The following is a 20818-nucleotide window of genomic DNA, read 5'->3' as shown; positions in this document are numbered from 1 at the left end:
AAGCAACGCTTACTACGCGACAGCGAACATCACGTACAGACCCAGACCTACAGCGATCATCGGGATAGCATCCACCAGACCCATAACGATAAAGAACTGAGTACGCAGCAGAGGAATCAGATCAGGTTGACGCGCCGCGCCTTCCAGGAATTTACCCCCGAGGATGCCGATACCGATCGCAGCACCGATTGCCGCCAGACCCATCATCACAGCGGCAGCCATGTACAGCAGATCCATATTCAGGTTTTCCATGACAGTCTCCAGTTTGTTTCAGTTAAAACGTAGTAGTGTTGGTAAATTAATGCTCTTCGGACGCCATCGACAGATAGACAATCGTCAGAACCATGAAAATGAAGGCTTGCAGCGTAATAATCAGGATGTGGAAAATGGCCCACGGCACATTCAGAATCCACTGTGACCACCACGGCAACAGACCAGCAATCAGAATGAAAATCAGCTCACCGGCATACATGTTGCCGAACAGTCGCAGACCGAGAGAAACCGGTTTGGACAGCAGACTTACCCCTTCAAGGATTAAGTTGACAGGAATGAACGCCCAGTGATTGAACGGCTGCAGCGTCAACTCTTTTGCGAAGCCGCCGATGCCTTTCATTTTGATGCTGTAGAACAGAATAAGGATGAATACGCCCAGCGCCATCGACAGGGTGATGTTGACGTCAGCAGACGGCACCACGCGCGTTGCCGGCAGACCCAGCCAATGCTCAGCGATATACGGCAGCAGGTCGATAGGCAGTAAGTCCATCAGGTTCATAAGGAATACCCAGACGAAAATCGTCAGGGCCAGCGGCGCAATCAGCTTGCTTTTGCCATGGTACATGTCTTTGACGCTGCCATGCACAAAGCCGACTATCAGCTCAATCGCGGTCTGAAACTTGCCTGGCACGCCGCTGGTCGCTTTTTTAGCAACGCTACGGAACATCACCAGAAACAACAGACCCAGCACCACCGAGAAGAACATGGAGTCAATATTGAGCGTCCAGAAGGTGGCTGGGGGGTTCTGCGGATCCACCAGCGAGAAAGTACGCAGGTCCAGCTGAAGGTTATTCAGATGGTGTCCTATGTATTCCTGCGGCGTCATATTTTCTGAAGCCATGATGCCTTTTACCCTTTGTTGTTAATTACAGCCGGCGCCAGTATCTGAACCACCAGCACCAAAACCCACGTAACGATCAGCGGCAAAAACACCGCCTTTAAAACCGCCAACGCCACCACCAGTAAAACCAGCATCGCTAACACCTTGAAGGCTTCACCGAAGGCGAAAGTCCAGGACACGCGGCCCTTAGCAGGTGTATGCGCCTGGTGACGCCAGGCAAATATCATAAACAACATATTAGGCAGTGCCACTGCCAATCCCCCACATACTGCGGAGATGCCCCAGAAGGGGTCTTTGAGGCAAAACAGCAATCCACTTGCTATTACCGCCAGAAACTGAATGAACAGAAGCTTACGAGCAACGTTTCGACTCACGAGCGACACAGACATCACGTTTTTACTCCTGCTCACTTCGAGGTATGCCGCGTGTCGTATAAAACGTTCTTTAAGACTTAGAGTCAAGCATCAAAAAGCGGTCAAATTATACGGTGCGCCCCCGTGATTTCAAACAATAAGTAGCCAAAAGGTGAATAAATGTTTAAATATTTTTCTCTGGCCCGCATTTTTAACTTTTAGCCAAAGTGTGAACGATCGTACAAAACTGCAAATAGCGCGAAAACACTGGCGATAAAGCGTGCACCAGATCACACATTAAACATATTCATGCTTACGCAATTCATTTACGTGTCAATTCATGCCTTTTCATCTTTTTGATATTTAAGCGTAAAACCAGGTACTGTTTTAAAAATACCAGCTTACACCTTAAAAACGCCCCATTGACATTTATAATAAAAATTTAACAAGCAAAAGTGATTTTTCGATTCGATTTTTAGCAGACTGATATTTACAAAGTTGATTACTCTCTGTTTTAACAAAAGAAGCGACGTTGTCATGTTGAAACGAAACCGTAAATCCAGAGTTAAATGTAACAACGCTGAAATGCGTTATACCTGTCGATTTTTAACACAAGCCGCGTCGTTTTTTTTCTATTTTTTTTGATAAAAATTAAACTTTGTTTGACTTAATAATCACCAGATGCCGCTCGCCTTCCAGTTGCGGAACGCGTAATTTTTCAACAGATTCGACGCTAAAATCGTCAGGTAGTGAGGCAATTTCATCCCCTGGCAATTGCCCTTTTAAGGCATAAAAACGCCCTTTCTCTCCCGGCAGATGGTGACACCAGCTCACCATATCATTCAACGATGCGAAAGCGCGGCTGATAACGCCATCAAACGGCGGTTCGGAGGGATAGGCTTCAACGCGGCTTTGAACCGGCGTGATGTTTTCCAGTTTCAGTTCGTGCTGGACCTGACGCAGAAAACGTACCCGCTTGCCCAGGCTGTCGAGTAAGGTGAAATGCGCGTCAGGGAGAACAATAGCCAGCGGGATGCCCGGCAGCCCCGGTCCTGTTCCTACGTCGATAAAACGCTGTCCCTGAAGATACGGCGCAACGACTATGCTGTCGAGAATATGGCGTACCAACATTTCGTTGGGATCCCGCACTGACGTCAGGTTGTATGCTTTGTTCCATTTGTGCAGCATATCAACGTAGGCGACCAGCAGCGTTTTCTGGTGATCGGTAAGAGAAATACCGGCATCAGCCAGCAGACGAGAGAGTTTGTTGAGCACGGTCATTACCTGTTAATAATCAAATGCCCGATGCGCTTTCGCTTATCGGGCCTACAAATTTGTAGGGCGGGCAAGCGAAGCGCCCCCGCCAAATTAGTGTTATCAAGCGCTACGACGCAGCATACCTTGTTTTTTCAGCCATACCAGCAGAATGGAGATTGCCGCTGGCGTAACGCCGGAGATACGCGATGCCTGGCCGATAGACGCCGGTTTGTGATCGTTCAGCTTGGCGATAACTTCGTTCGACAGACCGGAAACCTGACGATAATCCAGCGTGGCAGGCAGCAACGTATTCTCGTTACGTAGTTGTTTTTCAATCTCATCCTGCTGGCGAGCGATATACCCTTCGTATTTGACCTGGATTTCCACCTGCTCAGCGGCTTGCTCATCTTCAAGCGCAGGCGCGAATGCGGCAAGCGAAGTGAGCTGCGCGTAGGTCATTTCCGGACGACGCAACAGATCTTCGCCGCTGGCCTCACGGGAGAGAGGCGTGGTCAAATGCGCATTCACTTCATCGGCGGATTCCGCAGACGGCGTTACCCATGTCGATTTCAGCCGCTGACGTTCGCGTTCGATATTTTCCAGCTTCTCGTTGAATCGCGCCCAGCGTTCATCATCCACCAGACCCAGCTCGCGGCCCATTTCGGTCAGACGCAGATCGGCGTTGTCCTCACGCAGCATCAGGCGATATTCGGCGCGGGAGGTAAACATGCGATACGGCTCTTTGGTGCCCAGCGTACAGAGATCGTCCACCAGCACGCCGAGATAAGCCTGAGAACGCGCAGGCGCCCAGCCCTCTTTGTCGGCGGAAAGACGCGCGGCATTCAGACCAGCGAGCAAGCCCTGCGCCGCAGCCTCTTCATAGCCGGTAGTACCGTTGATTTGACCAGCAAAGAACAGGCCGTGAATAAATTTACTTTCCAGAGTCGGTTTCAGATCGCGAGGGTCGAAGAAATCGTACTCAATCGCGTAACCAGGACGAACGATCTTCGCGTTCTCCATGCCCTGCATGGAACGGACAATCTGCATCTGCACGTCAAACGGCAGGCTGGTGGAGATACCGTTAGGGTAAATCTCGTTAGAGGTCAGTCCTTCCGGCTCAAGGAAGATCTGATGCTGGTTACGATCGGCAAAACGCATCACCTTGTCTTCGATCGAAGGACAGTAGCGTGGGCCGATCCCTTCGATCACGCCAGCGTACATTGGGCTACGATCGAGGTTATTACGAATCACGTCATGGGTTTTCTCATTGGTATGCGTGATGTAACACGGCACCTGTTGCGGATGCTGAGAAGTATTCCCCATAAACGAGAAAACCGGCATCGGGTTATCGCCATGCTGTTGAGCCAACACGCTGAAATCGATAGTACGCGCATCAATACGCGGCGGTGTGCCGGTTTTCAGGCGACTGACGCGTAGCGGGAGCTCACGCAGACGGCGAGACAGCGGGATAGATGGCGGATCGCCAGCACGACCGCCGCTGTAGTTATCCAGACCAATATGAATTTTGCCGTCCAGGAAGGTCCCGACGGTCAGTACCACCGCTTTCGCGCGGAATTTGAGCCCCATTTGGGTCACGGCGCCGACAACGCGATCGTTTTCGACAATCAGATCTTCAACAGCTTGCTGGAAGATCATCAGATTCGGCTGATTCTCCAGCGCGGTACGCACCGCCTGGCGATATAAGACTCGATCCGCCTGAGCCCGGGTAGCGCGAACGGCCGGACCTTTGCTGGCGTTTAGTATCCTAAACTGAATACCTGCCTGATCGATCGCTTTCGCCATCAGACCACCGAGCGCATCCACCTCTTTTACCAGATGTCCCTTTCCAATACCGCCGATCGCCGGGTTGCAGCTCATCTGCCCCAACGTGTCAATATTGTGTGTCAAAAGCAGAGTCTGTTGACCCATACGCGCTGCGGCCATCGCGGCCTCAGTGCCTGCATGACCCCCGCCAATAATAATGACGTCAAAAGGATCCTGATAAAACATGGTAATTGCCTCGCATAACGCGGTGTGAAAATGGATTGAAGCCCGGGCGGTGGATTCTACTCAACTTTAGCCGATGGAGAAAGCCCCGGGATCCGGGCTATTAAAAAGAAGATCTTTTTATTTAGAGATCTGTTCTATTGTGATCTCTTATTAGGATCGCGCCAGGCTGTGGATAACCCGGATCCTGTGATAAAGATCAATGCGTTGGAAAGGATCACTAGCTGTGAATGATCGGTGATCGTGGCCCGTATAAGCTGGGATCAAAACGGGTACTTATACACAACTCAAAAAGTGAACAACGGTTATTCTTTGGATAACTACCGGTTGATCCAAGCTTTCCACCAGATTTATCCACAATGGATCGCACGATCTTTACACTTATTTGAGTAAATTAATCCAGGATCCGAGCCAAATCTCCGCTGGATCTTCCGGAATCTCATGTTCAAGGATGTTGATCTTCAGTGTTTCCCCAACCTGTTTTGCGCCAGCGCCTTTCAGTTCCGCTTCTATTTTCTCAATCGCGCCGCAAAACGTGTCGTATTCTCGACTGCCAATGCCAATTGCGCCGAAACGTACCGCGGAAAGATCAGGTTTCTGCGTCTGAAGGTCTTCATAGAAAGGGGTCAGGTTGTCCGGAATGTCTCCGGCGCCGTGCGTTGAGCTGATTATCAGCCAGATCCCGGAAGTTGACAGATCCTCTAATAACGGACCATGCACCGTTTCGGTTGAAAAACCGGCAGCTTCCAGCTTTTCCGCCAGATGTTCCGCGACGTATTCGGCGCCGCCCAGGGTGCTGCCGCTGATAAGAGTAATGTCTGCCATTGATCGCTCGCTCAGGTAAAGAGGCTGCATTGTACTCTGTGAACGAGCTGGGATCTACCTGTGGAAAAATGTGGGATTAAAAAAGCCGATCATGGCTTGATGGTGCGCATGATCGGGTTCTGCAAGACGATCAGTGTCTCAGTGGACTGAATTTCATCAATTGTTTGGATCTTGTTGATAAGTACGTGCTGAAGCGCGTCGATTGATTTGCACATCACTTTTATAAAGATGCTGTAGTGACCGGTGGTGTAATACGCTTCCGTCACCTCATCCAGGCTTTCCAGCCGGGCCAGTGCGGAAGGATAGTCTTTGGCGCTTTTGAGGATGATGCCAATAAAGCAGCCCACATCGTAGCCCAGCTGTTTAGGGCTGACGTCAATCCGTGCGCCCGTAATGATCCCGGCCTGCTTCATTTTCTCGACGCGAACGTGAATGGTTCCAGGGCTAACGCCAAATTGTTTGGCCAGTTCGGCGTAGGCAGTGCGGGCATTTCCCATTAAGGCGTCAAGGATGCCGCGGTCCAGATTGTCGATCTGATAATTTTCCATCGCTTTTTCTTATGCAGATTAATGATTATCTCTATTTTAGCCATTATTTTTAACGAATCAAAATCGAAGTTAGCTTTTTATCTGTTGATTATTGAATAGTGCTCTCGTTTTGTTGCTTAATCATAGGCAACAGGACGCAGGAGTAAAAAAATGAAAACCGCTTACATTGCCAAACAACGTCAAATTAGCTTCGTGAAATCACATTTCTCTCGCCAGCTGGAGGAGCGTCTGGGTCTGATTGAGGTCCAGGCGCCGATCCTGAGTCGCGTAGGGGATGGTACGCAGGATAATTTGTCCGGCTGTGAAAAAGCGGTGCAGGTAAAAGTGAAAGCGTTGCCTGACGCCCAGTTCGAAGTGGTGCATTCACTGGCGAAGTGGAAACGTCAAACCCTGGGGCAACATGACTTCAGCGCGGGCGAAGGGCTGTACACGCACATGAAAGCCCTTCGCCCCGATGAAGACCGACTCTCTCCGCTCCACTCGGTCTATGTGGATCAGTGGGACTGGGAGCGTGTCATGGGCGATGGCGAGCGCCAATTTTCCACCCTGAAAAGCACAGTAGAGGCTATATGGGCAGGAATTAAGGCGACGGAAGCAGAAGTGCATAAACAGTTTGGTCTGGCGCCGTTCCTGCCAGAGCAAATTCAGTTTGTTCACAGTCAGGAACTGCTGGCGCGTTTCCCGGATCTGGATGCGAAAGGGCGCGAACGCGCGATCGCCAAAGAACTTGGCGCCGTTTTCCTGGTGGGGATCGGCGGTAAACTGAGCGATGGCCACCGCCATGATGTACGCGCGCCGGATTATGATGACTGGAGCTCCGCATCTGAGCTGGGCTACGCCGGTCTGAACGGCGATATCCTGGTGTGGAACCCGGTGCTGGAAGATGCGTTTGAGCTTTCCTCTATGGGTATCCGCGTAGATGCCGATACGCTGATGCGCCAGCTGGCGTTGACCGGTGATGAAGATCGTCTGCAACTGGAGTGGCATCAGGCGCTGCTGCGCGGCGAAATGCCGCAGACCATCGGCGGCGGGATTGGGCAGTCGCGTCTGACGATGTTGCTGCTGCAATTGCCGCATATTGGTCAGGTGCAGTGCGGCGTATGGCCCGCGCAGGTTCGCGAAAGCATTCCTGCTATTTTATAAGCCGTTAGCGCCGCCAGCGTCTCAGCAGGCGGCTTCGCATCCCGGTGTCAAAGCGCCAGATATGATCGAAAATGCGCATGATGCCGGGTTTGCCGTGCGCCGACATCGCCACCGCATGGAATCGATGCTGGTGAAGACGCTGCAACTCTCCCACTTTGCTCACCACGTCATCCGGCAAGCGCTGGGCGATAAAATCCGAAATGACCACCGCATCGGCATCAAACCATTCCCGTCCCTGCATTCTTTCAATAATGGCGCGAAAACAGCTGGCGATATCCGTGCCGCCGCGAAAACGTTGACTTAAAAAGCGGATGGCCTGCTCAATACCTTCCGGGCCGGAGAGTTCATAACGCACAACGTCAGTGGAAAACAGCATAATAAAGCAGCGGCGGTTATCCGCCAGCGCAACGCGCATCAACGCCAGGCAGAACGCTTTTGCGCACTGCTCGTTAAATCCTCCCATCGAGCCTGAAGTATCGACGCAGACAATAAACGGTCCGCGCGGCTGCTCGTCGACATCCTGGTGTACTACCGGCCGTTCGGTCACTTTCTCACGCCATGCTTCGCCATGCAGGCGATAGGTGAGGAGCTGTTTTTCCACTAATCGGCGGTAGAATTCATATTCCAGCTCGGTGATGCCGAGCGTCGCCAGCTCTGGCGGCAACAGGCGCAGAATATCATCGCTTTGCTGTATACCGTCAACCTGCTCCGGCACCGTTGCGGGTTCGCGCACCAGTGTACGAAAGGTTTCCATCGGCGCGTCTTTTTTCGGTACCGATTTGGCTTCCCGCGAACGTCCCAGTTGTTCCGCCAGTTGCATTAGTTCCGGCTGGGCGGCGAGAAATTCGCCGTATTTTACGATCAGTTGATAATCACCACGTTTAAGCTGGCCCGCGCTCATATCCCACAGGCGGCCTGCGGCATTATCATTTTCCGCCAGCGTCGGTTCCAGTTGCCCGCTCAGCGTCATCCGTTCCTGTACGTCACTCAGCAACTGCTCGCGCTCTTCTTCCAGTAGTTGCTGGTTTAACGTGGTGGCCTGCACGACCAGACTTAACCGCCAGCGTTGCAAAAAAAGCGTGTGTAGCGCAGGGGTAAAGGTACTGTTGCTCTCCGTCAACTGCTTCGCCTGCGCGGCATACGGTGAATGCAGGCGGTGAAGCAACGCCAGTATTTGCGGCAGTTGCACGATGAACTGTGGGGTAGAGAGAAGTTGGCTTTGCTGATAACACATGACCTCTTCCGTGAGTTCCGGCGGAACGCGTGCGTCTTTAAGACGGCTGCGTAGCGCTTCCCGCCAGCGCGGGAGATCGGCGGTCACGGCGTTTTTTAAACGCGGAAACTTTTCAAAGAAAATGACCAGTTGTGGGGAAGCCAGTAGCGCGAGGATCATCTCTTCGACCATTCCCTCTTCGCTGACGGCCAGCATGGTATTTAGCGTATCCAGCGTCAGCATTGTTGCGCCTGGCGGATCTGTTCTCCTACATCCTGCAGGCTGGCCTCAATGCGCCCTAACCAGTCGCTGTGAATAAACAGGCAATGTTGCTGCTCGCTGAAGCGGGTATGCTGCTGGCGCCAGTCGTTTTCTAACGTTTCCAGCTGCTGTTTGATCTCCGCAGGCATACTGTCTTCAGCCGCTCCCGGTAACGCCAGACGGGTACCTTGTAGACTGATGTCGCGCACCACCAGATGTTGAGCGTTATCGACTTCCATATTCAGCGTTTGGGCAAAGCCGATCCCGTTCAGTTTGCCGCGGATCTCGCCGCCTTTGGTCAGCCAAAGTTCCAGCGCGCTGCGGTCAAAGGTAATATGGATCACTTCCATATCATGCAGTTTTAGCGGTTTTTGTAGCAATAACGTCAACGTTGACGCACTGGCTTCCGGCGGTAAAGTGTAATGCGGGCGACGGCTGAACATACCGCCTTCTTTAATGACGGTGAAGGCGGTTTTATCGCTTTGCTGTTGCTGCAACTGGAGGCGGCGCTGGACGATACCGCCGAGGCGAGTCAGCATGGCCTGCTGCTGCCAGGCGTGTCCGGTCATCAATATTTCCAGTTGCTGTTGCATGAGATTCAGACTCTGCGCGTCATACCACAAGCAATCTTTTAGCAGGATAAGGTCAATCGGCGCAACCGCGTCGCGTCCGCTAAAGAAGGCGCTGGCCTGTAACAGGCGGATGGCTTTCTTCCAGCGACGGTCGGAGACATAAGGCGCATTCGGCAAATTATCCAGCTGTTGGCGCAGAGTAAATATCAGCTCAAAGACCGGATCAGGCAGTGAAATCGCGCCGATATCTTTTTGCCACTGTTGATATTCTTCGTCGCTAACCTGTAACGAGGCGGGGACCGGGTTATCACTCTCATCCTGCTGACTAATCAGCATGGAGCGGAAATTGGCTTTATCCTGAACTTTATCCAGCCACAGGCGAATCAACATTCGGTCGTACAAGGCTTCCAGGCTGCTGTCCGCTTCGGGCAGTTCGTTAGAGGCCGCCACCAGCAGCCGCATCGGAATTTTTTCCTCAAATGCGCCGTTGCGGAAATGGCGTTCGTTAATGGCGGTCAGCAATGTGTTCAGGATAGCGGGCCCGGCTTTCCAGATTTCATCCAGAAAAACGATTTCGGCTTCGGGAAGGTAGCCGGTCGTTAAGCGTTCATAGCGACCTTCATCTTTCAGCGCCTGAATAGAGAGCGGGCCAAACACCTCTTCCGGCGTGGAAAAGCGTGTCATCAGATATTCAAAAGCGCGGGCGCGCTGGAAAGCAAACTTCAGGCGGCGGGCAATCAGACTCTTGGCGATACCGGGCGGGCCCAACAAAAAGACGCTCTCACCGCTTAACGCCGCCAGTAGGCACAGGCGTATGGCGTGACTACGTTCATACAGCCCCTTCTCAAGGGCGCTGCTCAGACGGGAAATTCTTTCCGCTAATAAATGTGGGTGAGCCATAATAAAGAGGCGTCCTTTCGACAAATGGATCATGCTAATTGCGAGTATAGACGTTTCACCACCGGGGCTGTAATCGTCTGACGCGCTGTTTATTTTTCTTTGAGCCAGGTTAATCTGGCTTCATTTAGGGGTACGATTTTATGATTAATCGTGCATACTGTGCGCTTTTTTGTGGGCCAAGGGACTAAGCACACATTTCATATCTATACACTCATTCATTCAAACTACATCAAGGCGGCAAAGGAGTGAATCCCCTGGCACTGACTTAAACGTGTGACTGGGGTAAGCGAATGCAGCCGACAAGGAGGTAGCGTGAAGGGTGACGTGTATAAACGAAAGATGAGTCTATGAGCACTGATAATAAGCAATCGTTGCCTGCGATTACCCTCGCAGCTATTGGGGTTGTCTACGGTGATATTGGTACCAGCCCGCTTTATACGCTTCGTGAATGTTTGTCCGGTCAGTTTGGTTTTGGCGTTGAACGAGATGCCGTGTTTGGTTTTCTGTCGCTGATCTTCTGGCTACTCATCTTTGTGGTTTCCATCAAATATCTCACCTTCGTGATGCGCGCCGATAACGCGGGTGAAGGTGGAATTTTGACGCTGATGTCGCTTGCCGGGCGTAATACCTCGGCGCGCACCACATCCATGTTAGTTATCATGGGACTGATAGGCGGCAGCTTTTTCTATGGCGAAGTGGTCATTACGCCGGCGATTTCGGTGATGTCGGCGATTGAAGGCCTGGAGATTGTCGCGCCGCAGCTGGATACCTGGATTGTCCCGCTCTCCATTATTGTGCTGACTCTGTTGTTTATGATTCAGAAGCACGGTACGGGAATGGTAGGAAAACTCTTTGCGCCGATCATGCTGACCTGGTTTTTAATCCTGGCGGTACTTGGCCTGCGCAGTATTATCGCCAATCCCGAAGTGTTACATGCGCTGAATCCTGTCTGGGCGGTACGTTTTTTCCTTGAATATAAAACCGTATCATTTATTGCGTTGGGCGCGGTGGTGCTGTCGATTACCGGCGTAGAGGCGTTGTACGCCGATATGGGACACTTCGGTAAGTTCCCGATTCGCCTGGCGTGGTTTACCGTGGTATTGCCGTCGTTAGTACTGAACTACTTTGGTCAGGGCGCATTGCTACTTAAGCATCCGGAAGCGATTAAAAACCCCTTCTTCCTGTTGGCGCCGGACTGGGCGTTAATTCCGCTGCTGATTCTGGCCGCGCTGGCGACAGTGATCGCCTCCCAGGCGGTTATTTCTGGCGTCTTTTCGCTGACGCGTCAGGCCGTGCGTCTTGGCTATTTGTCGCCAATGCGCATTATCCATACCTCCGAGATGGAGTCCGGTCAGATCTACATCCCTTTCGTTAACTGGCTGCTTTATTTCGCGGTCGTGGTTGTTATCGTTAGCTTTGAGCACTCCAGCAACCTGGCGGCGGCCTATGGTATCGCCGTGACCGGCACGATGGTACTGACGTCTATTCTTTCTACGACCGTGGCGCGTAAGAACTGGCACTGGAACAAATATTTTGTCGCGCTGATCCTCATCGCATTCCTGTGCGTGGATATCCCGCTGTTCTCGGCTAACCTCGATAAATTGTTGTCCGGCGGTTGGCTGCCGCTGAGCCTGGGCCTGATCATGTTCACGATCATGACCACCTGGAAGAGCGAGCGTTTCCGTCTGTTGCGTCGTATGCATGAACACGGTAATTCGCTGGAAGCGATGATTGCTTCACTGGAGAAGTCACCGCCGGTTCGGGTGCCGGGTACTGCCGTATACATGTCGCGCGCGCTCAGTGTGATCCCTTTTGCTTTATTGCATAACCTGAAGCACAACAAAGTGTTGCATGAGCGCGTAATCTTACTGACGTTGCGTACGGAAGATGCGCCTTATGTGCATAACGTTCGCCGGGTGCAGATTGAGCAGTTGTCTCCGACATTCTGGCGCGTGGTGGCCAGCTACGGCTGGCGCGAAACGCCAAACGTTGAAGAGGTGTTCCACCGCTGCGGTCTGGAAGGCCTTAGCTGTCGGATGATGGAAACGTCGTTCTTTATGTCGCACGAGTCGTTGATTGTCGGCAAACGCCCGTGGTATTTGCGTCTGCGCGGCAAGCTGTATTTGTTGTTGCAACGCAACGCCCTGCGCGCGCCGGATCAGTTCGAGATCCCGCCTAACCGCGTGATTGAGTTAGGTACGCAGGTCGAGATTTAACCTCTCATCAACATGCCGGGGGCCGCGTTGGCTTACCCGGCCTGGCCAATCCGTAGATTCCCACAAGATAATCGCCATTGGGCGATTATCTTCACCTGATTTCCGCTAGCGAAACGTTTCGACGGCGATCACAATTCTGTTACGTCATGATGGTTTTATGAACACATCCAGGGTTACACTGCGGCCAGCGAAACGTTTCGCTAGTGGAGCAGAAAAATGAAGAAAGGCACCGTACTCAACTCTGAAATCTCGTCGGTCATTTCCCGTCTGGGGCATACTGATACTCTGGTGGTCTGTGATGCGGGTTTACCCATCCCGAATAGCACCGCGCGTATCGATATGGCACTAACCCAGGGCGTACCTTCTTTTATGCAGGTGGTGGATGTCGTGACCCGGGAAATGCAGGTTGAGGCGGCGATTCTTGCAACGGAAATCAAACAACAGAATCCGCAGCTCCACGAAACGTTGCTCACTCACCTTGAGCAACTGCAGCAACACCAGGGAAACACCATAAAAATTAGTTATACGACACACGAACAATTCAAAAAATTGACTGCAGACAGTCAGGCGGTGATTCGCAGCGGGGAGTGTTCCCCGTATGCGAACGTCATTCTTTGCGCTGGCGTCACTTTCTGAGGCCGCTATGGACGCATTACTGCAACTCAAAGGGATCGATAAAGCGTTCCCCGGCGTGAAGGCTCTCTCCGGCGCCGCGTTAAACGTTTATCCTGGCCGCGTTATGGCGCTGGTGGGGGAAAACGGCGCCGGAAAATCCACCATGATGAAAGTATTAACCGGCATCTATACGCGAGATGCGGGATCGTTGTTATGGCTGGGTAAAGAGACCACCTTTAATGGGCCTAAATCGTCTCAGGAAGCCGGGATCGGCATTATTCATCAGGAACTGAACCTGATCCCGCAGTTGACCATTGCGGAAAACATCTTCCTGGGCCGTGAGTTTGTGAATCGCTTTGGCAAAATCGACTGGAAAAAGATGTATGCCGAAGCCGACCAGCTCTTAGCCAAACTCAATCTGCGTTTTAAGAGCGATAAGCTGGTGGGCGAACTCTCTATCGGCGATCAGCAAATGGTGGAAATCGCCAAAGTGCTGAGCTTCGAATCCAAAGTCATCATTATGGATGAACCGACCGATGCGCTGACCGACACTGAAACCGACTCTCTGTTCCGCGTTATCCGCGAATTAAAATCGCAGGGGCGCGGCATTGTCTATATCTCCCACCGTATGAAAGAGATCTTCGAAATTTGCGATGACGTGACGGTCTTCCGCGATGGGCAATTTATCGCCGAGCGTGAAGTGGCCACGTTGACCGAAGATTCTCTTATCGAAATGATGGTGGGACGTAAGCTGGAAGATCAGTACCCGCATCTGGATAACGCGCCGGGTGAGATTCGCCTGAAGGTCGATAATCTGTGCGGACCGGGCGTGAATGATGTCTCTTTTGTGCTGCGAAAAGGCGAGATTCTTGGCATCTCCGGCCTGATGGGCGCCGGTCGCACCGAGCTGATGAAAGTATTGTACGGCGCGATGCCGCGAACCAGCGGTTATGTGACGCTTGATGGACACGAAGTGGTGACGCGTTCTCCGCAGGACGGACTGGCCAATGGCATCGTTTATATCTCTGAAGACCGTAAGCGCGATGGACTGGTGCTCGGCATGTCAGTTAAAGAGAATATGTCGCTGACGGCGCTGGACTATTTCAGCCGCGCTGGCGGAAGCCTGAAACACAAAGATGAGCAGCAGGCGGTGGGGGATTTTATCCGTCTGTTCAACGTCAAGACGCCGTCAATGGAACAGGCGATAGGCCTGCTTTCTGGCGGTAATCAGCAAAAAGTGGCGATTGCCCGCGGGTTGATGACGCGCCCGAAAGTGCTCATTCTCGACGAGCCGACCCGCGGCGTGGACGTCGGCGCCAAGAAAGAGATTTATCAGCTTATCAACCAGTTTAAGGCCGACGGCCTGAGCATCATTCTGGTCTCATCTGAGATGCCAGAAGTATTAGGCATGAGCGATCGCATCATCGTCATGCATGAAGGGCATCTCAGCGGTGAATTTACTCGCGAGCAGGCCACCCAGGAAGTGTTAATGGCTGCCGCAGTGGGCAAGCTTAATCGCGTGAATCAGGAGTAAAAAAGATGACAACCCAGGCTGTTTCTGGTCGCCGTTATTTCACTAAAGCGTGGCTTCTTGAGCAGAAGTCGCTCATTGCCCTGCTGGTGCTGATCGCGATTGTTTCGACGTTGAGCCCCAACTTTTTTACCGTTAATAATCTGTTCAATATTCTTCAACAGACCTCCGTCAACGCCATTATGGCGGTGGGGATGACGTTGGTGATTCTGACATCGGGGATCGATCTGTCCGTCGGTTCCCTGCTGGCGCTCACCGGCGCGGTTGCCGCTTCAATCGTCGGCGTTGAAGTGAATGCGCTGGTCGCGGTTGCCGCCGCGCTGGCGCTGGGCGCTGCGATTGGCGCCGTCACTGGCGTTATCGTCGCGAAAGGCCGCGTACAGGCGTTTATCGCTACGCTGGTGATGATGCTGCTACTGCGCGGCGTGACGATGGTTTACACCGACGGTAGCCCGGTCAACACTGGCTTTACCGATAACGCCGATCTGTTTGGCTGGTTCGGTATCGGCCGTCCGCTGGGCGTTCCTACGCCGGTCTGGATCATGGCTATCGTCTTTATCGCCGCCTGGTATATGCTGCATCACACCCGTCTGGGACGCTATATCTACGCGCTGGGCGGTAACGAAGCGGCGACGCGCCTGTCTGGCATTAGCGTGAGCAAAGTGAAAATTATCGTCTATTCACTTTGCGGCCTGACAGCGTCGCTGGCGGGCATCATTGAAGTGGCGCGCCTCTCTTCCGCGCAGCCGACGGCGGGTACCGGCTATGAGCTGGATGCTATTGCCGCCGTGGTGCTGGGCGGCACCAGCCTTGCAGGCGGTAAAGGACGCATTGTTGGGACATTGATCGGCGCATTGATTCTCGGCTTCCTTAATAATGGTTTGAATTTGTTAGGTGTTTCCTCCTATTACCAGATGATCGTCAAAGCGGTGGTGATTTTGCTGGCGGTACTGGTAGACAACAAAAAGCAGTAACAACGACTACAGGACATCTGAAATATGAACATGAAAAAACTGGCTACCCTGGTATCTGCTGTTGCGCTGAGCGCCACCGTGAGCGCGAATGCAATGGCGAAAGACACCATTGCGCTGGTGATCTCTACCCTCAATAATCCCTTCTTCGTGTCGTTAAAAGACGGGGCGCAAAAAGAGGCGGATAAACTGGGTTATAACCTGGTGGTGCTGGACTCCCAGAACAACCCTGCCAAAGAGCTGGCGAACGTGCAGGATTTAACCGTTCGCGGGACCAAAATTCTGCTGATCAACCCGACTGACTCCGATGCGGTGGGTAACGCGGTGAAGATGGCGAACCAGGCGAAGATTCCGGTTATCACTCTTGACCGCCAGGCAACCAAAGGCGATGTCGTCAGCCATATCGCGTCTGATAACGTGCTGGGCGGTAAGATCGCTGGCGACTATATCGCGAAAAAAGCTGGCGAAGGCGCCAAAGTGATTGAGTTGCAAGGCATTGCCGGAACATCTGCGGCGCGTGAGCGTGGCGAAGGTTTCCAGCAGGCGGTAGCCGCCCACAAATTTAATGTCCTGGCCAGCCAGCCTGCTGATTTCGACCGTACTAAGGGTCTGAACGTCATGCAGAACCTGCTGACCGCGCATCCGGATGTTCAGGCTGTCTTCGCCCAGAATGATGAAATGGCGCTGGGCGCACTGCGCGCGCTGCAAACTGCCGGTAAAGCAGATGTGATGGTGGTTGGATTTGACGGTACGCCGGATGGCGAAAAGGCCGTAAAAGATGGCAAACTGGCAGCGACTATCGCTCAGTTACCGGATCAAATCGGCGCCAAAGGCGTTGAAGTGGCGGATAAGGTGCTGAAAGGCGAAAAAGTTCAGGCCAAATATCCGGTTGACCTGAAACTGGTCATCAAGCAGTAATAAACGACACGGGTCAACTATGGCCTGATGGCGACAGAAATACGCGAGCCTCCGCTGAGGTGAACGTAAAAAAAGAAAAGCAGGGCACGCGCCACCCTAACCGGTGGCGCACTTTGACGTGGAACCCCGAATATGAAAACCGCAGGTAATCTCATCGTCCTTGGCAGCATTAATGCCGATCATATCCTTAATCTTGAGTCCTTCCCTACCCCGGGTGAAACGGTAACCGGTAGCCATTATCAGGTCGCGTTTGGCGGGAAAGGCGCGAATCAGGCGGTTGCTGCGGGACGTAGCGGGGCAAATATTGCGTTTATCGCCTGCACGGGCGATGACGATATTGGCGACAGTATTCGTAAACAATTAGTCAGCGATCGTATTGATATCGCGCCAGTTAGCGTCATTAAAGGCGAGTCTACCGGGGTGGCGCTGATTTTCGTTAACGGCGAAGGCGAGAACGTCATCGGTATTCATGCCGGAGCGAATGCCGCGTTATCGCCGGCGTTGGTTGATGCGCAACGTGAACGTATCGCGCAGGCGGATGCGTTACTGATGCAGCTGGAATCGCCGCTGGAAAGCGTACTGGCGGCGGCGAAAATCGCCCATCAACATCATACTACTGTTGCGCTTAACCCGGCGCCTGCCCGTGAGTTACCGGATGAACTGCTGGCGCTGGTGGACATCATCACGCCAAATGAAACGGAAGCTGAAAAGCTGACGGGCGTGCGTGTGGAAAATGACGACGATGCCGCGAAAGCTGCGCAGGTTTTGCATGATAAAGGCATTCGAACCGTATTAATTACCTTAGGAAGCCGTGGCGTCTGGGCCAGCGTAAACGGCGAGGGCCGCCGCGTTCCTGGATTTAGCGTTGAGGCTGTCGATACCATTGCCGCCGGAGATACGTTTAACGGCGCCTTTATCACCGCGATACTGGAGGAGACGCCGTTGCCGGAAGCGATTCGCTTTGCCCATGCCGCCGCCGCGATTGCCGTAACGCGTAAAGGCGCGCAACCTTCCGTTCCGTGGCGCGAAGAGATAGAAGCGTTTTTACATCAGCAGGGGTAACGCTTGGCTACTATGAAAGATGTTGCCCGCCTGGCGGGAGTCTCTACATCGACGGTCTCTCACGTTATTAACAAAGATCGCTTTGTGAGTGAGACGATTACTGAAAAAGTTGAAGCGGCGATTAAATCACTTAACTATGCGCCTTCCGCGCTGGCGCGAAGCCTCAAGTTAAACCAGACCCGCACGATTGGTATGCTGATTACCGCCAGTACCAACCCTTTTTATTCCGAACTGGTGCGCGGCGTTGAGCGAAGCTGTTTTGAGCGCGGTTATAGTCTGGTGCTGTGTAATACCGAAGGCGATGAGCAACGGATGAACCGCAACCTGGAGACGCTGATGCAAAAACGGGTAGACGGTTTACTGCTGCTGTGTACCGAAACGCATCAGCCTTCTCGTGAAATCATGGAACGTTATCCGTCTATTCCTACCGTCATGATGGACTGGTCGCCGTTTGATGGTGAGGGCGATAGCGATCTCATTCAGGATAACTCGTTGTTAGGCGGCGATCTTGCGACCCAACACCTTATCGATAAAGGATTTACCCGAATAGCCTGTATTACCGGCCCGCTGGACAAAACGCCTGCGCGTTTGCGGCTGGAAGGGTATCGGGCGGCGATGAAACGTGCAGGGCTGGCTATTCCGCAAGGCTATGAGATCACCGGCGATTTTGAATTTGGCGGCGGCTTTGACGCCATGCAGGCGTTACTCGCCCATCAACAGCGACCGCAAGCGGTTTTTACCGGAAACGATGCGATGGCTGTCGGCGCCTATCAGGCGCTATATCAGGCGGGGCTTCGTATTCCGCAGGATATGGCGGTCATTGGCTATGATGATATTGAGCTGGCGCGCTATATGACGCCGCCGCTGACGACTATCCATCAGCCGAAAGATGAATTGGGCGAGCTGGCTATTGATGTGTTGATTCATCGGATGGCGCAGCCCGCCTTGCAACAACAGCGACTTCAGCTTACTCCGGTTTTGACGGTGCGTGGGTCGGTTTAGATTTATGCCGTTCTTTAATCAGATTGTTGCCGTCTTTGGCTCTTAGCAGCATAAACATCAGCGCGGACACGATAGTGATCGCCCCCATCGTGATAAAGGTATAGTGGAACTGTTCCACGGTACTGGTGCCCGCAAAACCTTCATAAATACGTAACACCGCCGCGCTGATCGCCACGCCTAAACTGATAGACAATTGCTGCGTAACCGCCAGAACGCTGTTGCCGCTGCTGGCGTTATCGTCCGTCAGATCCGCAAGAGTAATCGTATTCATTGCCGTAAATTGAGTGGACATCGCCATTCCAAGAATGAATAGCGGCAGTACGAGCATCCAGATCGGCATGGCGGGAGATTGAAACGAAAACTGGGCAATCATCAGACCGATAAATACCGTAATGCCGACCAGAGTCTTCCGGTATCCCAAACGTCGTAAAACCTGCGTTACGGTCGATTTCGCGATAATAGAACCCAAAGCCGTCGGCGCCATCATGCAGCCGGCGATCAGAGCCGGGTAGCCAAAACCAACCTGTAGCATTAACGGCATCAAAAAAGGTACGCAGCCTGTCCCCAGACGTGTGGCGAGGTTGCCGGCAATGCCAACGGAAAATGTGCGTGTCTTAAACAGCGATAGCGATATTAACGGTGTCGGATGACGGCGGGCGTGGCGGATATAGGCCAATAGTAGAACGATACTGCAAAAAATAATGGCGGATGCGATCCATGTCGCCACAATCTTTTCGCCAAACAGTTCCATTCCGCTGGAAAATAAAACCAGACTTAACCCAAAAAGAAAGAAGCCGGTCATGTCAAACTTGCGACGCGGCGTGGTGAAGTTGGGCATATATTTGCGGGCATACAGAATGCCTGCAACCCCAATGGGAATATTAATCAGGAAGATCCAGTGCCAGCTTGCCCAGGTCACCAGTACGCCGCCTAATACCGGCCCCAGAATCGGACCTACCAGCCCCGGCATAGTGACAAAGTTAAGAACGGGCAGCAGCTCACTACGCGGATAGGCTCGCAATAACGCCAGTCGCGCCACTGGCATCATCATCGCTCCGCCGACGCCTTGTACGACGCGAAAAATAACCAATTCAGATAGTGAACTGGAGAGCGCGCAGGCCAGCGAGCCTAACGTAAACAGACTTACGGCAACCATAAAGACGCGACGCGTACCGAAGCGGTCAGCCAGCCAGCCGCTTACCGGAATTAACATGGCTACTGTCAGGGTATAACTGATAATAGCGGACTGCATGGCGAGTGGGGAACGGTTAAGACTATGCGCAATAGCCGGTAAAGCGGTATTCAAAATGGTGGCGTCTAGCGCCTGCATAAAGAAGGCCATCGCCGCGATCCACGGCAGGCCAGCCATACTGCGCGCTTTTTTGCTGGTCATTCAATATCCTGTTAATTATCTGGTCTCTCATTGGGCGCTATTAACAACGCCTGGCAGGCCTGGAAAGCGCGTTCGCCGTCGCCATCAGCGATGGCATCAACAATGGCCTGGTGCAAATCCAGCTTTACCACCTCGTTATAGGTGATTGAGGTAAAGTAAGTGTGATAAACCGAATGAAATAGCGTCGCAAAAGAGATTAGAAAGGGATTGGCGCTCATTTCGTAGATATGCTCGTGCCACGCCATATCCACTTCAATCCAGCGTTCACGCTTAAAATGCTTTTTCAGCGCGACCATCTCTTCCATTAAGGCATTAAGCCGCGCTTTCTGCTCCGGTGTGCCAAGAGTCGCCGCCAGCAGGCAGGCTTGCGGCTCCAGGCTAATACGCATCACCAGAAAATGATCTACCACCTGATGAAAATTTTCTTCCGTCATCCACCAGGTCAGCAGCTCTTGATCCAGAAAGTTCCAGTTTCCCTGCGGCATCACCCGCGTACCAATGCGCGGACGGGGGAGCACCATACCTTTAGCCGTCAACGTTTTCACCGCTTCGCGAACTGCCGTTCGACTTACGCCGTACTGCTCGCCCAGTTCTATTTCGCCGGGAAGAATCGTACCGGGGGCGTAGTCACCCTTTAATATCCGCTGCGCCAGCTTTTCAGCCAGAACATAGGATAGATTTTTCTGTGCGGCTAATTGTTGTGCGCTTAAAGGCATGAATGTTCTTCCTTTCTCTTTCGTTTGGTTATTAGTATGCCACCTGGAAGTGTGATTGCAGTTGCAATAACGGCAATTTGCTTATTTTATGGCACGTTAAGCACGCTATTGATGAAAAAAGAGACACTCAGAAAATTATTTTAAATTTCCTCTTGTCAGGCAGAAATAACTCCCTATAATGCGCCACCACTGACACGGAAC

The 20818-nt window shown here is 52.6% G+C and carries 19 protein-coding genes; 8 read left to right on the top strand and 11 right to left on the bottom strand.

Going from position 1 to position 20818, the window contains the following annotated elements; all coding sequences use genetic code 11:
- Positions 1 to 12: 12 nt before the first annotated feature.
- The 7 genes from atpE to asnC form a co-directional block, all read right to left on the bottom strand.
- Positions 13 to 252 (bottom strand): F0F1 ATP synthase subunit C, encoded by a 240-nt coding sequence (gene atpE / locus NA197_RS21250; protein ID WP_000429386.1) that lies wholly within the window; start codon positions 250 to 252, stop codon positions 13 to 15.
- Between the two features lie 46 nt (positions 253 to 298).
- A complete protein-coding gene (atpB, locus tag NA197_RS21245) occupies positions 299 to 1114 on the bottom strand; it encodes a F0F1 ATP synthase subunit A (RefSeq protein ID WP_000135632.1) in 816 nt (271 codons plus the stop codon).
- 8 nt (positions 1115 to 1122) lie between these two features.
- Positions 1123 to 1503 carry a F0F1 ATP synthase subunit I gene (atpI, locus tag NA197_RS21240; RefSeq protein ID WP_000116685.1) on the bottom strand — a complete coding sequence of 127 codons (381 nt, stop codon included), beginning with the start codon at positions 1501 to 1503 and terminating at the stop codon, positions 1123 to 1125.
- 615 nt (positions 1504 to 2118) lie between these two features.
- The gene (gene rsmG, locus NA197_RS21235; protein WP_001528235.1) at positions 2119 to 2742 is read right to left on the bottom strand and encodes a 16S rRNA (guanine(527)-N(7))-methyltransferase RsmG; all 624 of its coding nucleotides are present in this window, start codon (positions 2740 to 2742) and stop codon (positions 2119 to 2121) included.
- A gap of 102 nt (positions 2743 to 2844) precedes the next feature.
- Positions 2845 to 4734 (bottom strand): tRNA uridine-5-carboxymethylaminomethyl(34) synthesis enzyme MnmG, encoded by a 1890-nt coding sequence (gene mnmG, locus NA197_RS21230; RefSeq protein WP_023234301.1) that lies wholly within the window; start codon positions 4732 to 4734, stop codon positions 2845 to 2847.
- A 378-nt stretch (positions 4735 to 5112) separates the two neighbouring features.
- Complete coding sequence (mioC, locus tag NA197_RS21225) at positions 5113 to 5556, bottom strand: FMN-binding protein MioC (protein WP_000763722.1); 444 nt, start codon at positions 5554 to 5556, stop codon at positions 5113 to 5115.
- A gap of 89 nt (positions 5557 to 5645) precedes the next feature.
- Positions 5646 to 6104, bottom strand: coding sequence for a transcriptional regulator AsnC (gene asnC, locus NA197_RS21220; RefSeq protein WP_000433018.1), 459 nt, complete (start codon positions 6102 to 6104; stop codon positions 5646 to 5648).
- Between the two features lie 150 nt (positions 6105 to 6254).
- Between asnC and asnA the strand changes: the two genes are divergently transcribed.
- Entirely contained in the window at positions 6255 to 7247 is a 993-nt protein-coding gene (gene asnA, locus NA197_RS21215) for an aspartate--ammonia ligase (protein WP_000845121.1), read from the top strand.
- A 4-nt stretch (positions 7248 to 7251) separates the two neighbouring features.
- On the opposite strand, the gene viaA is transcribed toward asnA, so the two are convergent.
- Together viaA and ravA are read right to left on the bottom strand one after the other, a co-directional pair.
- On the bottom strand, positions 7252 to 8703 hold the full coding sequence (gene viaA / locus NA197_RS21210; RefSeq protein ID WP_000956592.1) for an ATPase RavA stimulator ViaA: 1452 nt from the start codon (positions 8701 to 8703) through the stop codon (positions 7252 to 7254).
- Entirely contained in the window at positions 8697 to 10193 is a 1497-nt protein-coding gene (ravA, locus tag NA197_RS21205) for an ATPase RavA (protein WP_000940975.1), read from the bottom strand. The genes viaA and ravA overlap by 7 nt, the downstream gene beginning before the upstream one ends.
- Positions 10194 to 10540: 347 nt before the next feature.
- Between ravA and kup the strand changes: the two genes are divergently transcribed.
- The 7 genes from kup (at position 10541) to rbsR (ending at position 18508) form a co-directional block, all read left to right on the top strand.
- The gene (gene kup, locus NA197_RS21200; protein ID WP_000102338.1) at positions 10541 to 12409 is read left to right on the top strand and encodes a low affinity potassium transporter Kup; all 1869 of its coding nucleotides are present in this window, start codon (positions 10541 to 10543) and stop codon (positions 12407 to 12409) included.
- A gap of 216 nt (positions 12410 to 12625) precedes the next feature.
- Entirely contained in the window at positions 12626 to 13045 is a 420-nt protein-coding gene (gene rbsD, locus NA197_RS21195) for a D-ribose pyranase (RefSeq protein WP_000715944.1), read from the top strand.
- Positions 13046 to 13052: 7 nt separating this feature from the next.
- A complete protein-coding gene (rbsA, locus tag NA197_RS21190; RefSeq protein WP_000339366.1) occupies positions 13053 to 14558 on the top strand; it encodes a ribose ABC transporter ATP-binding protein RbsA in 1506 nt (501 codons plus the stop codon).
- 5 nt (positions 14559 to 14563) lie between these two features.
- Positions 14564 to 15529 carry a ribose ABC transporter permease gene (gene rbsC, locus NA197_RS21185; RefSeq protein ID WP_000211345.1) on the top strand — a complete coding sequence of 322 codons (966 nt, stop codon included), beginning with the start codon at positions 14564 to 14566 and terminating at the stop codon, positions 15527 to 15529.
- A gap of 24 nt (positions 15530 to 15553) precedes the next feature.
- Positions 15554 to 16444: a ribose ABC transporter substrate-binding protein RbsB gene (rbsB, locus tag NA197_RS21180; protein WP_001056260.1), complete on the top strand. Its 891-nt coding sequence runs from the start codon at positions 15554 to 15556 to the stop codon at positions 16442 to 16444.
- Positions 16445 to 16576: 132 nt separating this feature from the next.
- Positions 16577 to 17506 (top strand): ribokinase, encoded by a 930-nt coding sequence (rbsK, locus tag NA197_RS21175; RefSeq protein ID WP_000844730.1) that lies wholly within the window; start codon positions 16577 to 16579, stop codon positions 17504 to 17506.
- 3 nt (positions 17507 to 17509) lie between these two features.
- Positions 17510 to 18508 (top strand): ribose operon transcriptional repressor RbsR, encoded by a 999-nt coding sequence (gene rbsR / locus NA197_RS21170; protein WP_000224487.1) that lies wholly within the window; start codon positions 17510 to 17512, stop codon positions 18506 to 18508.
- Here the strand turns inward: rbsR and mdtD are convergent.
- Both mdtD and NA197_RS21160 read right to left on the bottom strand, forming a co-directional pair.
- Complete coding sequence (gene mdtD / locus NA197_RS21165) at positions 18474 to 19901, bottom strand: multidrug transporter subunit MdtD (RefSeq protein ID WP_000202071.1); 1428 nt, start codon at positions 19899 to 19901, stop codon at positions 18474 to 18476. The genes rbsR and mdtD overlap by 35 nt on opposite strands.
- An 11-nt stretch (positions 19902 to 19912) precedes the next feature.
- Positions 19913 to 20617, bottom strand: coding sequence for a FadR/GntR family transcriptional regulator (locus NA197_RS21160; RefSeq protein ID WP_001131144.1), 705 nt, complete (start codon positions 20615 to 20617; stop codon positions 19913 to 19915).
- Between the last annotated feature and the right edge of the window lie 201 nt (positions 20618 to 20818).

The organism is Salmonella sp. NW884 (genome assembly GCF_051700745.1).
In the GTDB taxonomy this organism is placed as follows: Bacteria; Pseudomonadota; Gammaproteobacteria; order Enterobacterales; family Enterobacteriaceae; genus Salmonella; species Salmonella enterica.
The sequence above is the reverse complement of the archived record's forward strand: the minus strand, read 5'-3'. Positions and strand labels throughout refer to the sequence as shown.

What these genes read in the sequence shown, in the direction of transcription:
- asnA (WP_000845121.1), top strand. Translation starts at nt 6,255, where the DNA reads ATGAAAACCGCTTACATTGCCAAACAACGTCAAATTAGCTTCGTGAAA.
- NA197_RS21160 (WP_001131144.1), bottom strand. Translation starts at nt 20,617, where the DNA reads ATGCCTTTAAGCGCACAACAATTAGCCGCACAGAAAAATCTATCCTAT.
- rbsD (WP_000715944.1), top strand. Translation starts at nt 12,626, where the DNA reads ATGAAGAAAGGCACCGTACTCAACTCTGAAATCTCGTCGGTCATTTCC.
- ravA (WP_000940975.1), bottom strand. Translation starts at nt 10,193, where the DNA reads ATGGCTCACCCACATTTATTAGCGGAAAGAATTTCCCGTCTGAGCAGC.
- viaA (WP_000956592.1), bottom strand. Translation starts at nt 8,703, where the DNA reads ATGCTGACGCTGGATACGCTAAATACCATGCTGGCCGTCAGCGAAGAG.
- asnC (WP_000433018.1), bottom strand. Translation starts at nt 6,104, where the DNA reads ATGGAAAATTATCAGATCGACAATCTGGACCGCGGCATCCTTGACGCC.
- rbsB (WP_001056260.1), top strand. Translation starts at nt 15,554, where the DNA reads ATGAACATGAAAAAACTGGCTACCCTGGTATCTGCTGTTGCGCTGAGC.
- atpI (WP_000116685.1), bottom strand. Translation starts at nt 1,503, where the DNA reads ATGTCTGTGTCGCTCGTGAGTCGAAACGTTGCTCGTAAGCTTCTGTTC.
- atpB (WP_000135632.1), bottom strand. Translation starts at nt 1,114, where the DNA reads ATGGCTTCAGAAAATATGACGCCGCAGGAATACATAGGACACCATCTG.
- mioC (WP_000763722.1), bottom strand. Translation starts at nt 5,556, where the DNA reads ATGGCAGACATTACTCTTATCAGCGGCAGCACCCTGGGCGGCGCCGAA.
- rbsC (WP_000211345.1), top strand. Translation starts at nt 14,564, where the DNA reads ATGACAACCCAGGCTGTTTCTGGTCGCCGTTATTTCACTAAAGCGTGG.
- rbsA (WP_000339366.1), top strand. Translation starts at nt 13,053, where the DNA reads ATGGACGCATTACTGCAACTCAAAGGGATCGATAAAGCGTTCCCCGGC.
- kup (WP_000102338.1), top strand. Translation starts at nt 10,541, where the DNA reads ATGAGCACTGATAATAAGCAATCGTTGCCTGCGATTACCCTCGCAGCT.
- mdtD (WP_000202071.1), bottom strand. Translation starts at nt 19,901, where the DNA reads ATGACCAGCAAAAAAGCGCGCAGTATGGCTGGCCTGCCGTGGATCGCG.
- mnmG (WP_023234301.1), bottom strand. Translation starts at nt 4,734, where the DNA reads ATGTTTTATCAGGATCCTTTTGACGTCATTATTATTGGCGGGGGTCAT.
- rbsK (WP_000844730.1), top strand. Translation starts at nt 16,577, where the DNA reads ATGAAAACCGCAGGTAATCTCATCGTCCTTGGCAGCATTAATGCCGAT.
- atpE (WP_000429386.1), bottom strand. Translation starts at nt 252, where the DNA reads ATGGAAAACCTGAATATGGATCTGCTGTACATGGCTGCCGCTGTGATG.